15 protein-coding genes are annotated in these 14052 nt (G+C 66.4%); 7 read left to right on the top strand and 8 right to left on the bottom strand.

Annotated features, from left to right (window positions below):
- Positions 1-45: 45 nt before the first annotated feature.
- The gene (gene sigE / locus M1247_RS05635) at positions 46-798 is read right to left on the bottom strand and encodes an RNA polymerase sigma factor SigE (RefSeq protein WP_317155291.1); all 753 of its coding nucleotides are present in this window, start codon (positions 796-798) and stop codon (positions 46-48) included.
- A gap of 175 nt (positions 799-973) precedes the next feature.
- Here sigE and M1247_RS05630 point away from each other — a divergent pair, with 175 nt between their 5' ends.
- From M1247_RS05630 to M1247_RS05605, 6 genes are all read left to right on the top strand, one after another.
- On the top strand, positions 974-1648 hold the full coding sequence (locus M1247_RS05630) for an O-methyltransferase (protein WP_317155290.1): 675 nt from the start codon (positions 974-976) through the stop codon (positions 1646-1648).
- Between the two features lie 188 nt (positions 1649-1836).
- Positions 1837-2511, top strand: coding sequence for a TetR/AcrR family transcriptional regulator (locus M1247_RS05625; protein WP_317155289.1), 675 nt, complete (start codon positions 1837-1839; stop codon positions 2509-2511).
- On the top strand, positions 2508-3404 hold the full coding sequence (locus tag M1247_RS05620) for an ABC transporter ATP-binding protein (protein WP_317155288.1): 897 nt from the start codon (positions 2508-2510) through the stop codon (positions 3402-3404). Before M1247_RS05625 ends, M1247_RS05620 begins: the two co-directional genes overlap by 4 nt.
- A complete protein-coding gene (locus M1247_RS05615; RefSeq protein ID WP_317155287.1) occupies positions 3401-5014 on the top strand; it encodes an ABC transporter permease in 1614 nt (537 codons plus the stop codon). Before M1247_RS05620 ends, M1247_RS05615 begins: the two co-directional genes overlap by 4 nt.
- A 15-nt stretch (positions 5015-5029) precedes the next feature.
- On the top strand, positions 5030-5704 hold the full coding sequence (locus M1247_RS05610) for a methyltransferase family protein (protein ID WP_317155286.1): 675 nt from the start codon (positions 5030-5032) through the stop codon (positions 5702-5704).
- 63 nt (positions 5705-5767) lie between these two features.
- Complete coding sequence (locus M1247_RS05605) at positions 5768-6391, top strand: DUF4126 domain-containing protein (protein ID WP_317155285.1); 624 nt, start codon at positions 5768-5770, stop codon at positions 6389-6391.
- A 1-nt stretch (position 6392) separates the two neighbouring features.
- Here the strand turns inward: M1247_RS05605 and glgC are convergent, their stop codons facing one another.
- Positions 6393-7607, bottom strand: a complete 1215-nt coding sequence (gene glgC, locus M1247_RS05600; protein WP_317155284.1) for a glucose-1-phosphate adenylyltransferase — start codon at positions 7605-7607, stop codon at positions 6393-6395.
- A 153-nt stretch (positions 7608-7760) separates the two neighbouring features.
- On the opposite strand from glgC, the gene glgA reads away from it, so the two are divergent.
- Complete coding sequence (gene glgA, locus M1247_RS05595) at positions 7761-8957, top strand: glycogen synthase (RefSeq protein ID WP_317155283.1); 1197 nt, start codon at positions 7761-7763, stop codon at positions 8955-8957.
- Between the two features lie 49 nt (positions 8958-9006).
- Here the strand turns inward: glgA and M1247_RS05590 are convergent, their stop codons facing one another.
- The 6 genes from M1247_RS05590 to fadD6 form a co-directional block, all read right to left on the bottom strand.
- Positions 9007-9174, bottom strand: coding sequence for a DUF3117 domain-containing protein (locus M1247_RS05590; RefSeq protein ID WP_003406247.1), 168 nt, complete (start codon positions 9172-9174; stop codon positions 9007-9009).
- 169 nt (positions 9175-9343) lie between these two features.
- Entirely contained in the window at positions 9344-9913 is a 570-nt protein-coding gene (locus M1247_RS05585) for a DNA-3-methyladenine glycosylase I (protein ID WP_317155282.1), read from the bottom strand.
- Positions 9910-10314: a DivIVA domain-containing protein gene (locus tag M1247_RS05580; RefSeq protein ID WP_317155281.1), complete on the bottom strand. Its 405-nt coding sequence runs from the start codon at positions 10312-10314 to the stop codon at positions 9910-9912. Before M1247_RS05580 ends, M1247_RS05585 begins: the two co-directional genes overlap by 4 nt.
- A 30-nt stretch (positions 10315-10344) precedes the next feature.
- Entirely contained in the window at positions 10345-11298 is a 954-nt protein-coding gene (locus M1247_RS05575) for a glucosyl-3-phosphoglycerate synthase (RefSeq protein WP_317155280.1), read from the bottom strand.
- A complete protein-coding gene (folP, locus tag M1247_RS05570) occupies positions 11295-12170 on the bottom strand; it encodes a dihydropteroate synthase (RefSeq protein ID WP_458695189.1) in 876 nt (291 codons plus the stop codon). Before folP ends, M1247_RS05575 begins: the two co-directional genes overlap by 4 nt.
- Positions 12171-12242: 72 nt before the next feature.
- Complete coding sequence (gene fadD6, locus M1247_RS05565; RefSeq protein ID WP_317155279.1) at positions 12243-14024, bottom strand: long-chain-acyl-CoA synthetase FadD6; 1782 nt, start codon at positions 14022-14024, stop codon at positions 12243-12245.
- Positions 14025-14052: the final 28 nt, after the last annotated feature.

The following is a 14052-nucleotide window of genomic DNA, read 5'->3' as shown; positions in this document are numbered from 1 at the left end:
GACGCACGGTCCGGCACCTATAGACCACCTATAGACGTTGAACGCTCAGGCCGACCGGGAAGTTTCCGACGAGTGCTTGGCGAGGTATTCCCGCAGCGCCTGCCGTCCACGGTGAATACGGCTGCGGACGGTCCCCAGTTTCACACCGAGCGTGGCGCCGATCTCCTCATAGGACAGACCCTCGATGTCGCACAGGACCACCGCGGCGCGGAACTCCGGTGGCAGCGAGTCGAGCGCGGCCTGCAGATCGGCCCCAAGGCGTGAATCGTGATAGATCTGCTCGGGGTTCGGATCGTCGGCGGGAACGCGGTCGTAGTCCTCCGGCAGCGCTTCCATCCGGATGCGTCCACGGCGTCGGACCATGTCGAGGAACAGGTTGGTCGTGATGCGGTGCAACCAACCCTCGAAGGTGCCGGGTTGATAGTTCTGCACCGAGCGGAACACCCGGATGAAGGTCTCCTGGGTCAGGTCCTCGGCGTCGTGCTGGTTGCCCGAGAGGCGGTAGGCCAGCCGGTACACGCGGTCGGCGTGCTGACGGACCAGCTCATCCCACGACGGCATGCTGGCGTGGTCGCCCGTCGCGTCGAACACGGCGGTTCCGGTCAATTCGTCGGACGGCTCCGCCCAGCCCGCTTCGCCCAGTTGGTCCACGTGGGACATCGAAACCGGGGCCGGCTGGGGGGTGGTGGTGGTAGTCGTCGGATCCTCCTGGTCACATACGTCATCGTTTTCAACGCGTACGACAACATCGTTATTCCGAGTGCGCGGCGCAGTGCGCCAGCGGACGCCATCCTCCATGCGGCCTACCGTTCCTCATGCCGGTGTGGTGGGCATATGAGCAAACTGAACTTTCCCTGAGAAAGGCGACGATACGGCCCAGAACCTGGCCAAACCAGCGATTATCCGACGGGAATTGATCGCCGACGCGGGCGTGTCGCGGGGTCGCCGGATACGACTGGCCTACGCTGCGGGCATGTCCAGCTCCGAGGAGACCTCAGTGACAGCGGGCCAGACGCACTCCAGCGGCGCCGAAGCGGTCGTCACGCACGCCGAACGGTCGATCTCCGAGGACGCGATCGTGGCGGCGGCCCGGGAACGGGCGGTCGACATCGGCGCAGGCGCGGTGACCCCGGCGGTCGGGGCGCTGCTCAGCGTGCTGGCCCGGCTCACCGGCGGCCGCGCCGTCGTCGAGGTGGGCACGGGCGCGGGTGTCAGCGGTTTGTGGTTGCTCTCGGGCATGCGCGACGACGGCGTGCTCACCACGATCGACGTCGAACCCGAGCATCAGCGGATCGCCAAGCAGGGATTCGTCGAGGCCGGCGTCGGACCCGGCCGCACCCGGCTGATCAGCGGGCGCGCCCAGGAAGTGCTGACCCGGCTCGCCGACGAGTCCTACGACCTGGTGTTCATCGACGCCGATCCCATCGACCAGCCGCAGTTCGTGGTGGAGGGTGTGCGCCTGTTGCGCCCCGGTGGCGCGATCGTGGTGCATCGCGCCGCACTGGGCGGACGGGCAGGCGACGCCGGCGCCCGTGACGCCGAGGTCACCGCGGTCCGCGAGGCGGCCCGGCTCATCGCCGAGGACGAGCGGCTCACGCCGGTGCTGATCCCGCTGGGCGACGGCCTGCTCGCTGCTGCCCGCGACTGACTCTCGGCGCGCTTTTTCTGGGTGCATTTTTCCTGGGCGAGCAGACAGCTAGGTACCAAATGCGGGCATTTTTCGGTACCGGCGTGTCTGCTCGCCGGTCTTGGTGAGGCACGCCTCGGCGATTTTTACGGATTTCTGACGGGCTCACCCCTTGACCTTCGACTGAACACGCGTTTAGCGTACTAAACATGCGTTCAGTAGACGATCGAACCGCGGTGGCCCGGATCCGTGATGCTGCCATCGAACAATTCGGCCAACACGGTTTCAGCGTGGGCCTGCGCACGATCGCCGACTCCGCGGGCGTCAGCGCCGCACTCGTCATCCACCACTTCGGCTCCAAGGACGGGCTGCGCAAGGCCTGCGACGAGTACGTCGCCGAGGTGGTGCGTGAGGCCAAATCGGTGTCGATGCAGACCTCTGACCCAGCCACCTGGCTAGGTCAGATGGCCGAGATCGAGAGCTACGCACCGCTGATGGCCTACCTGGTGCGCAGCATGCAGTCCGGAAGCGAACTGGCCAAGACGTTCTGGCGCACGATGATCGCCAACGCCGAGCAGTACCTGGAGGAGGGCGTGCGGGCCGGAACACTCAAGCCCAGCCGGGATCCTCGGTCGCGGGCCAGATTCCTGGCGATCTGCGGCGGAGGTGGGTTCCTGCTCTATCTCCAGATGCATGACGAGCCGAGCGACCTGCGCACCGTGCTGCGCGACTACGGCGAGGAGATGGTGTTGCCCGCCCTGGAGGTCTACACCGAGGGCCTGATGGCCGACTCCAGGTTGTATGACGCATTTCTGAGCCAACGCGAACAGGGGATTCCCTTCACCGCGCCCGACACCGACATCGACACGAAGGAGCCAGCGTGAACGCACCCGCCGTCGAAATCCGTGGACTGTCAAAGTCATTCGGCCGAACCAAGGCGCTCGACGGGCTCAACTTGACCGTATCCCCCGGCAACGTCGCCGGATTCCTCGGGCCCAATGGTGCAGGCAAGTCCACCACCATCCGCGTGCTGCTGGGCCTGCTGCGTGCCGACGGCGGCACGGTACGGCTGCTCGGCGGCGACCCCTGGCACGACGCGGTCGCACTGCACCGCCGGATCGCCTATGTCCCCGGCGATGTCACGCTGTGGCCCAACCTCACCGGCCAACAGGCCATCGACTTCCTGTGCCGGCTGCGCGGCAACGGCGTCGACACCCGGCGCCGCGACGAGCTGATCGAACGCTTCGAGCTGGACCCACACAAGAAAGCCCGTACCTACTCGAAGGGCAACCGGCAGAAAGTGGCCATCATCGCCGCCTTCAGCTGCAACGCCGAGCTGTACATCCTCGACGAACCCACCTCCGGCCTGGATCCGTTGATGGAGCAGACCTTTCAGCAGTGTGTGAACGAGGTGGCCGCACGGGGCGCCGCCATCCTGCTGTCCAGCCACATTCTCGCCGAAGTCGAGAAACTGTGTGACAACGTGACGATCATCCGGGCCGGCCGTACCGTGCGGTCCGGCACGCTCAGCGAGCTGCGTCATCTGATGCGCACCACGATCACAGCCCGGACCCGTACGGATGGCCGTGCACTGCAACAGGTCCCGTACGTCCACGACTTCACCAGCCGCGACGGAAAGATCCGGTTCTCGGTGGACCGCGCCGACCTGGAGTTCACCATGGAACACCTCACCGACCTGGGTATCGACGAATTGACCGTCGCACCGGCGTCTTTGGAGGACATGTTCCTGCGCGAGTATCAGAGTGTGGCCCCATGAGCGGGGCAGCGCTCGCACCGAGCCGGCGCCAGGCTCCTGCGAGTTCCCCGTTGACCGGGACGCTCGATCTGCTGAGGCTGGCGTTTCGGCGCGATCGGATCCGGTTGACGGTATGGACCGCACTCCTGACCCTGACGATGCTGTACGCACCCAACGCAGTCCGAATGGCCTACCCCGAGGAGGCGCAGCGGCTGGCCCGCGTCGACCTGCTCAAGACTCCGGCCGGAATGATGATGGGCGGGCCCATGTTCGGCCGCAACGAGATCGATCTCGGTGTGATGATGGCCAACGAGCTCACTTTGACCCTGATCGTCGCCACCTCGATCCTGGCAATCCTCACGGTCATCCGGCATACCCGCAGCGAGGAGGAGAGCGGCGCAGCCGAACTCGTGCTCTCCTCGGTGGTCGGCCGCTACGCCCGCACCGCCGCGGCACTGTCCCTCGTCGGGGCCGTCAACGCGGTACTGGCCGTAATGATGACCCTGGCGATGGCATCGGCCGGCTTCGCGATCATTGATTCCGCCGCGATGAGTCTGGGAATCACCGGGGTGGCAATGGTGTTCGGCGCGCTCTCCGCGGTCACCGCGCAGCTGTGGCGTGCCGCCCGCACCGCCACCGGCTCGGCGATGGCTGCCCTGGCCGTGGCGGCGCTGGTGCGCGGCATCGGTGATGTCATCGACAATTCCGGTAGCGCCCTGAGCTGGTTATCTCCCATTGCGTGGGCACAGCAGATGCGACCGTTCGTCGAATTGCGTTGGTGGCCCTTCGGGATGCTGGTGGCAGTGACCGTAGCGCTGATCGCCACCGCGGCCGTGCTGGAACGTCGCAGGCAGTACGACGCAGGCACGATCCCGTCCGCCGGAGACAGTCCGGACGCGCCGGCGATCGCCGGGCCGTTCCAGTTACATCTGCGGTTGCAGCGTGGGCTTACCGTCGGCTGGGGCATCGGGTTGTTCGTGGCGGGGCTGGCATTCGGTTCGATGACGAAGTCGCTGATGAACGCCGCCGAGGGCAATGAACTGATCGCCAGAGTGCTGGAGGCCCAGGGCAATGACGGCGCGTACACCACGATGACGCAGTTCTTGGCCGCCGCTGCCTGCGGCTATGTCGTGGCAGCGGTATTGCGCGTATCCAGTGACGAACAGAGCGGTTTGGGCGAGTTGGTGCTCGCCGGCGCGGTGTCCCGCTGGCAGTGGCTGTTGGGTGCGGTCGCTTCGACCTTGCTGGGGTCCGCGGCACTGTTGTTCTGCGCGGGGCTCGGCAACGGCCTGGGCGCCGGTCTCACCCTCGGTGAACCCGCCACGATCCTGCGGCTGACCCTGGCCGCTCTGGCATTCCTGCCGGCGATGGCGGTGATGGCAGGCATCGCCGCCCTGGCGGTAGCAGTTCGGGCACCCTGGATCGGCTGGCTCGCAGTGATTTTCGTCGTCACAGCGCTTTATCTCGGTGCACTGCTGGGACTGCCGCATTGGCTGATGAACCTGTCCCCGATCGGACAGACCACCGTCCCGACGAACTTCCCCGCTGCGGCCCTGGTCGTGATGGTCGGGGCGGCAACGGCTTTGGCATTGATCGCCGGTTGGATCTACCGTCGCCGCGATGCGGTGTGACTGAAGGAGAACATCATGAAACTCGCTCTTCAGACGTTGGCATCCGGAGTGTTCGGCCTCCTGTTCTTCGGCGTGGCACTGTTCTGGCCGGCAGGCACCTTCCACTATTGGCAGGCCTGGGTTTTCATCGCCGTGTTCATGGCTTGCGCACTTGTGTCCAGCTTGTTTCTGGCGATCAAGGACCCGGCAGCGCTGCGTCGCCGCATGCGAGCGGGGCCGACGGCCGAGACCAGGCCCATGCAGCGAATCATCATCTCGGCGACGGTCTTGTCGGTGTTGGCGGTGCTCGTCGTCAGCGCCTTCGACCACCGGTTCGGGTGGTCGAGCGTGCCCACCGCAGTGGTCATCCTTGGTGATGTCCTGGTGGCGGCCGGGCTCGTCTTCGCCCAGGCCGTCGTGTTTCAGAACAGCTTCGCCGGGGCCAGCATCCGCGTCGAGGCCGAGCAGCACGTGGTGTCCACGGGCCTCTACGGAGTGGTCCGTCATCCCATGTACACCAGCACGCTGGTCATGATGCTGGGCACGCCGTTGGCCCTTGGGTCGTACTGGGCACTGTTGGTGGCCGCGCTGTGCCTACCGGTGCTGGGCCTGCGGATCGGCGACGAAGAGAAGATGCTGCGCACCGAGCTCGACGGCTACGACGAGTACACCCAAAAGGTGCGCTACCGGCTGGTCCCGTACCTCTGGTGACGGCACCCGGCGAATCTCGCACATCGACGGTGTAAAGCGTCACACGAAGCACATACTGACCCTGTGGAACTGCTGACCGGGTTCGGGCTGGCGACCGCGGCGGGGCTCAATGCCTACATTCCGCTGCTGGCCCTCGGTCTGCTGTCCCGGTTCACCGAGCTGGTTTCGCTGCCGCACGGGTGGGCCTGGCTGGAGAACGGCTGGGTGATGACGATCGTCGCGGTGCTGCTGGCCGTCGAGGTGGTCGCCGACAAGATTCCCGCGCTGGACACCATCAACGACACCATCCAGACGTTCGTCCGTCCCACCGCGGGCGGCATCGTGTTCGGATCGGGCACTGCCGCCCAAACCGCGGCGGTGACCGATCCGGGCGCGTTCGCCCATTCCGGTCAGTGGGTACCGGTGGTGATCGGTGTGGTGACCGCGTTGGTGGTGTCACTGACCAAGACGGCGGTCCGCCCGGCCGCCAATGTGGCCTCGGCGGGGGTTGCCGCGCCGGTGCTGTCCACCATCGAAGACGTCACCAGCGTCGGGTTGGTGTTCGTGGCAATCCTGTTGCCGATCCTGGTGCTCGTCGCGCTGCTGGTCTTGATCTGGGCGGTGTTCCGGTTGTGGCGCTGGCGTCGCCGTCGGCGCGCCATCGCCAAGGCGTCAGAGGATCCCTCGCCGGTAGACGCTTGGGACTGAGTCAGATCCAGACGCCCTTGCCGACGGCGACCACTCCGCCGGCACTGACCGCGAACCGCTCGCGGTCCTTCTCCAGGTCCACGCCGACCATCTCACCGGGTCCGACGACGACGTTCTTGTCCAGGATTGCGTGCCGGACCACCGCTCCCCGACCGACCCGGGCGCCGGGCATGATCACGCTGCCCTCGACGATCGCGCCGTCGTCGATCACCACATTGGAGGACAGCACCGAATTGCGTACGGAGGCCGCCGAAACGATGCTGCCCGCACCGACCACCGATTCCTGCGCCGAGCCGCCGTTGACGAACTTCGCCGGGGCCAGCATCTCTGACTCCCCGCGGATCGGCCAGCGCTTGTTGTAGAGGTTGAACACCGGGTGCACGGACACCAGATCCATGTGGGCGTCGTAGAACGCGTCGAGGGTCCCCACGTCGCGCCAGTAGCCGTGATCGCGTTCGGTGGCGCCGGGTACCTCGTTGTCGCTGAAGTCGTACACCGAGGCCATTCCGTCCGAGACCAGCCGCGGGATGATGTCGCCGCCCATGTCGTGATCGGAGTGGTCATCGTCGGCGTCGGCCCGGATCGCGTCGATGAGCACTTTCGTCGTGAAGATGTAATTGCCCATCGACACGAACGTCTGCTCGGGATCGTCCGGGGTGCCGGGCGGATCCGGAGGTTTCTCGACGAATTCCCGGATACGCCCGGAATCGTCGGCGTCGATGCAGCCGAAAGCCGTGGCCTCCGCGCGCGGCACCCGGATACCCGCCACCGTCGCCCCGGCGCCACTTTCGATGTGAAAGTGCAGCATCTGCTCGGGGTCCATGCGGTACACATGGTCGGCCCCGAAAATGATGATGTAGTCCGGGTCCTCGTCGTAGATCAGGTTCATCGACTGGTAGATCGCGTCCGCACTGCCCGTGTACCAGCGCGGGCCGAGCCGCTGTTGGGCCGGCACGGGGGTGATGTATTCACCGGCCAGACCGGACAGCCGCCAGTTCTGGCTGATGTGACGGTCAAGTGAATGCGACTTGTATTGGGTGAGAACGCAGATTCGCAGGTATCGGGCGTTGACGAGGTTGGACAGCACGAAGTCGATCAGCCGGTAGGCACCCCCGAACGGGACCGCGGGCTTGGCCCGGTCCGCCGTCAGCGGGTACAGCCGCTTGCCCTCGCCGCCGGCCAGCACGATGCCCAGCACATGTGGCAACTCCCTCATGGTCCAAACCTATCCGCCAGCCAGCACTGCGGCTAGCCAATGACACGATTGGCCCACTGCCCGTCAAGGTGTTTGGCGTTCTGACGGTAGACACCGGGCAAACGTTGTCGACAACCATGCGGCGTGGCCTGGCGACAACTACGGTGACCAGTTATGCGGGTGGCCATGATGACTCGGGAGTATCCACCCGAGGTGTACGGCGGTGCCGGGGTGCATGTCACCGAACTCGTCGCACAGTTGCGGCATCTGTGCGAGGTCGACGTGCACTGCATGGGCGCCCCACGCGACGGGGTGTTTGTGGCCCAGCCCGATCCGGCGTTGCGTGGCGCCAATGCGGCACTGTCCACGCTGTCGGCGGATCTGAACATGGTCAACGCCGCCGCCGCGGCCACCGTGGTGCATTCGCACACCTGGTATTCGGGGCTGGCCGGCCATCTCACCGCACTGCTCTACGGCATCCCCCATGTGCTGACCGCGCATTCACTTGAGCCGATGCGGCCGTGGAAGGCCGAGCAACTCGGCGGCGGCTACCGCGTGTCCTCCTGGGTGGAACGCACGGCGGTCGAGGCTGCCGACGCGGTCATCGCGGTGAGCGCGGGCATGCGCAACGATGTCCTGCACACGTATCCCGCACTGGACCCCCACCGGGTGCACGTGGTGCGCAATGGGATCGACACGGACGTCTGGTTTCCCGCGGACGCGAGGAGCAATTCAGGCAGTGTGGGCGACGAACAGGCGCAAGGCGAGTCGGTGCTGGCCGATCTGGGCGTCGACCCGGCCCGGCCGATCGTCGCCTTCGTCGGGCGCATCACCCGCCAGAAGGGCGTGGCCCACCTGGTCGCCGCCGCGCACCGGTTCGACCCCGACGTCCAGTTGGTGCTGTGCGCGGGGGCACCCGACACCCCCGAGATCGCTGCGGAGGTGTCCTCCGCGGTGGCCGACCTGGCCCGTGCCCGCAGCGGCGTGTTCTGGGTCCGCGAAATGCTGCCGGTCGAGAAGATCCGCGAAATTCTTTCCGCTGCAACAGTTTTTGTCTGCCCGTCAGTGTATGAACCACTCGGCATCGTCAACCTGGAGGCAATGGCCTGCGCGACGGCGGTGGTGGCATCCGATGTCGGCGGCATCCCTGAGGTCGTCGCCGATCGGCAGACCGGAATCTTGGTGCATTACGACGCAGGCGACCCGGAAGTCTTCGAAACCGGGTTGGCTGATGCCGTCAATTCATTGGTGGCCGATCCGGAGACGGCCAGGAAGTACGGTGCGGCCGGACGCCAACGGTGCATTCAGGAGTTTTCCTGGGCACACATCGCCGAGCAGACATTGGAGATTTACCGCACGGTCTCCTCGTAGATTTCGGCGTGATCGGTTCCGATGAGCGCAACCGATCACGCCGAATTCGCTAGCTGGTAACGCCCTTGAGTTCGTCGCCGAGAGCGGCGGCCTCGTCCGGTGTCAACTCGACGACCAGGCGCCCACCACCTTCCAGCGGTACCCGCATGACGATGCCTCGCCCCTCCTTGGTTGCTTCCAGTGGACCGTCTCCGGTCCGGGGCTTCATCGCCGCCATCGAGTGCTCCCTCCAACTGCGCCGGTCCGCGTCAGCGGGCCAGATCGGGGCCGAGCCCGTCCACTCGCTGACGGCACCCGGCACTGAACTGCTACTGAACTAGACCCTATTCTTCCCTATCGGCGGCGATGGGTGTGCAAAGACCCGTCGGATAGCACCGGCGCGGCGCTCAACGAGTCGCCGGGACCCAGCAGGATGCGATGTGATCGTCGACCATTCCGGTGGCCTGCATCAACGCGTAGGCCGTCGTCGGACCCACGAACTTGAAGCCTCTCCGTTTGAGTTCCTTGGCCATGGCTGTGGACTCCGGGGTCACGGCGGGCACCTGGGAGAGATCGGCGGGCCTCGGACGGTGCGGCGGCGCAAATGACCAGAGCAGTTCGGCGAGGTCGACGTCGAGTTCATTGACCGCCCTGGCATTGGCGATGGTGGCCTCGATCTTGGCGCGGTTACGCACGATGCCGGTGTCGGCCATCAACCGCTCGCGGTCGGCGTCGGTGTAGCGCGCCACCTGTTCTGCGTCGAACCCGTCGAACGCACGCCGAAAATTGTCCCGCTTACGCAGGATGATCAGCCACGACAGCCCGCTCTGGAACGCCTCCAGGCTGATCCGCTCGAACAACGCCCCCGAGTCGCGCAGCGGGCGGCCCCATTCGGTGTCGTGATAGTCGCGGTACAGCGTCGCGTCACCCGCAGCGTCGACCGCCCATCCACAGCGGACGCGGCCGTCGTCGGTCAAGACCCCTCCTCCGTGGTCCGAACCTGCCCGGCGCTGGCCGATACCTCGGCCTCGTCAGGGTCGTCATCGGGTTCGTCGTCGGGTCCGTCGCCGGCCGGTTGCTCGGCCACTCCGTACGCGGCGCGCACCGCGTCCAACTCGCCGCGCAGCGCATCCAACTCCTGGCCCAGCCGGTCCAGCACCCAGTCGACCTCACCGGTCTTGTAGCCGCGCAGGGTCTGGCTGAACTTGACAGCGTCCACGTCCGCGCCGGTGGCACCTGAGGCGGGCAGCACCGTGGCGGTGGTGGCACGCGGGAGCGGCGGCAGTGTCTCCCCGCGCCCGAAGATCACACTGGCCAGCCCGAACAGCACGGTGGCGATCAGGATCAGCACCACCAGGTACAGCAGTATCAGTGTCACGCTCTCGATACTGCCTCAAGCGGCAGACAACTAGCGCGGGCGCAGGGTCACCATGGGCGGCCTGTCGGCCAGCGACACCTCCGACACACGCGGGGTGAATCCATCGCCGTCGGCATAGAACTGCGTCAGGCCCATACCGGAGTCCGCGATCCCGCAGCGCGACAACAACGTGGCGATGACCTGCCTGCTCATCGAGGCCAGTTCCGTCAGCGGCCGGTTGCGGTGCGACCGCACCCCCAGGTTCACCTGGGCGATGGCATCCAGGCCCAGCCGGTCATAGGTGTCGACCAGCAGCCCGATCTCCACGCCGTAGCCCGGCGCGAACGGCACGGAGGTCAGCAGTTCGCGGGTGCCTGCGTATTCGCCGCCCAGCGGCTGCAACACGCAGTTCAGCTCCGGGCGCAGCGAGGCCAGCAGTGGCCGGGCCACCAACTCGGTCACCCGTCCCCCGCCGTTGGCGTCCTCCCGCCCGCTGACCTTCAGCGGGCGCCGGTAGAACCCTTTGACCAGGTGGACGCCGTCAGCCGTAAGCAGCGGGCCCAGCAGCTTGGGCACGAACATCGGGTCGGGATCGATCAGGTCGGAGTCGACGAAGACGATGATGTCGCCGGTCGTGGCGGCCAGTGACCGCCACAGCACCTCACCTTTGCCAGGTTGCGGCTCGACCTCGGGCAGCGCAACCTCCCGGCTGATCACGCGGGCACCGGCGGCCACCGCGCGGATCTCGGTGTCATCGGTGGAGCCCGAGTCCAGCACGATCAGTTCGTCGACGAGGCCGCCGAGCAGCGGGGTGATGGTCTCCACCACAGACGCGACGGTCTCTTCCTCGTTGAGGGCGGGCAACACCACCGAGACGGTGCGACCGGCCTTCGCGGCCTCGAGCTCGGCCAGCGTCCACGTCGGCCGGTTCCAACTGTGGTCGGTCAGCCAGCGGTGTCCGGCGACGCCGTCGTCGACGGTCAGTTCAGGCAGCAGGTCTGTCATGCCAGTCCCCTCACTGTTCGTGCGGGTGCCCGCACTCCCTGGATCGACGCCACCATTTCCAGCACGCGCCGAGTGGGTCCGACTTCGTGTACCCGGAACATGGCCGCACCATCCGCAGCGGCGAGCGCCGTCGCGGCCAGTGTGCCCTCCAGGCGATCAGTCAGGTCCACACCGAGAGTTTCCCCGACAAAATCCTTGTTGCTGAGCGCCATCAGGACCGGCCATCCGGTCTTAACAAGATCTTCTACGTGGCGCAACAAAGTAAGGCCGTGATAAGTGTTTTTGCCGAAATCGTGGGTCGGATCGACCAGGATCCGCTCCCTCGGGACCCCCGCGGCGACCGCGCGTTCGGCGGCCGCGGTTACTTCGCCGATGACGGCGTCGACCACGCCCCGTTCGGTGGTGCCGTAGTGCACCCGGAACGGCCGGGTCCGCGGTACCGCACCGCCGGTGTGCGAGCACACCAGGCCAGCGCCGAACTCTGCCGCGACGTCGGGCAGCCCCGGATCGGCGCCGGCCCAGGTGTCGTTGATCAGGTCGGCGCCGGCCGCACAGGCCTGTTTGGCGACGGCCGCGCGCCAGGTGTCGATGCTGATCAGCTGATCGGGATAGGCGCTGCGCAGCCATTCCACGAACGGCACCACCCTGGCGATCTCCTCCTCGGCGTCCACACTGGTGCCGGGACCCGCCTTGACCCCGCCGACGTCGATGACGTCGGCGCCTTCGGCGATCACCCGGTGGGTCGCGGCCTTGGCAGCCTCGTCGGTGAAGGTGGCGCCGCGGTCGTAGAAGGAATCCGGGGTGCGGTTGACGATCGCCATGATGAGCGCACGGTCACCGGCCACGGGGCGACCGCAGAAGCTCGTCAACACGCCCTCCAGGTTACGGCTGTGCGATTTCGGCGTGATTTGTCACGGTGAGCGCAACCGATCACGCCGAAATCGCTAGGACTTGGGGCGCTTACCGTCGCAGACCTCGGCGGGGTATTCGTCGTAGAAGGGCACGTAGCCCTCGTCGCGGCCGGCCAGCACGTAGATCGGGTCGGTCACGTCCGGTCCATACGCCTGCTTACGCAGATCAACCTTCTGGCTCTTGAACGTCGAGGTGTAGGCCAACGCGTCGACGACACGCACGAACAGCGGCACCGCGTAGCCGGGCAGGTGGCTGTAGAACGCCTCCGCCAGTGCCTTTCCGTCGAACTCGTGCCCGTCCTTGAGCTGAACCGCGGCCATCCCGGCGCGCCCGCCTGCGCCGGGCACCTCGACGCCGAAGACGGTGCACTCCTCGATCACCGGATCGCCCGCCACCGCGGCCTCGACCTCGGTGGTGGCCACGTTCTCGCCCTTCCAACGGAAGGTGTCGCCCAGCCGGTCGGCGAATGCCGCGTGCCCGAAGCCCTGGGAACGCATCAGGTCACCGGTGTTGAACCAGACGTCACCGTCTTTGAAAGCGTTGCGCACCAACTTCTTTTCACTGGCCGACGGATCGGTGTAACCGTCGAACGGCTGGAAGTCGCTGACCTTGGACAGGAGCAGGCCGGGGTCACCCGTCTTCACCTTGCGCAGCCGGCCGTCGGCGCCGCGCGCCGGCTCGCCGCTGTCGGCGTCGTACTCGACGTACGCCACCGGGCTCGGGCAGATGCCCGTGGACTTCGACACGTTGAACACGTTGACGAAGGCGGTGTTGCCTTCGCTGGCCGCATAGAACTCGCACACCCTGGCGATGCCGAACCGTTTGGTGAACTCGTCCCAGATGGCCGGGCGCAGGCCGTTGCCGACGATCACCCGCACCTTGTGGGCACGGTCGGTCGGCTTGGGCGGCTGGTTGAGCAGATATCCGCAGATCTCGCCGATGTAGACGAACGCGGTCGCGTCGTAGCCGATGACCTCGTCCCAGAACCGAGACGCCGAGAACGACTTGCCCAGCGCCAGCGCCGCACCGGAGTTCAGCGCCGAGCCGACCGAAACGGTCAACGCATTGTTGTGATAGAGCGGCAGACAGCAGTACAGGGTGTCGCTGCTGTGCAGCCGCAGTCCCAGCCCGCCGAACCCGGCGAGCGCACGCAGCCAGCGGTAGTGCGTCATCACACTGGCCTTGGGCATCCCGGTGGTGCCCGAGGTGAAGATGTAGAACGCCTTGTCCTTGGCCAGGACGGCCGAAGCGCTGGCCGGGTTTCCCGTGGGTGCCGTCGCGGCCAGACGTTGCAGTTCCTCGATGGTCATCAGGCCGGTGGTGTCGACGCCGGCTTCGCTGATGGCGTCGACGAGATCGGACTCGGCCACAACGGCTCTGGCGTCGAGCAGACCGATGCTGTGCGCCAGGACCTGGCCCCGCTGGTGGTAGTTCAACATGCCTGCCACCGCACCGCATTTGACGATCGCCAGCATGATCAGCACCGCGTCGGGCGAATTGCGCAGCATCGCCCCGACCACGTCACCATGACCGACCCCACGCGCGGCCAGCACGGCCGCGTAGCGGTTGACCGTCTCGTTGGCCTGCTTGTAGGTCAGCTGCTGGTCACCGAATTTGAGGAACGTCCGGTCCGCGTACTGCGCGGCGCGATCCTGAAAGACCTTGCCGATCGAGGTCTTGGCCGACGGCCGGGCCAGAAAGCCGGTGAGCACACCCCGCACGATCACCGGTGCGTCCATCAACAGCCCGGGCACCTGACTGGCGATGTCGAGTAGCCCAACACTGCTTCTGGACGCCGATTTCTGGTCGGTCATGCGGTGAATCCCCTCCGAGTGGCTGTTG

The organism is Mycobacterium appelbergii (genome assembly GCF_032883035.1).
In the GTDB taxonomy this organism is placed as follows: Bacteria; Actinomycetota; Actinomycetes; order Mycobacteriales; family Mycobacteriaceae; genus Mycobacterium; species Mycobacterium appelbergii.
The sequence above is the reverse complement of the archived record's forward strand: the minus strand, read 5'-3'. Positions and strand labels throughout refer to the sequence as shown.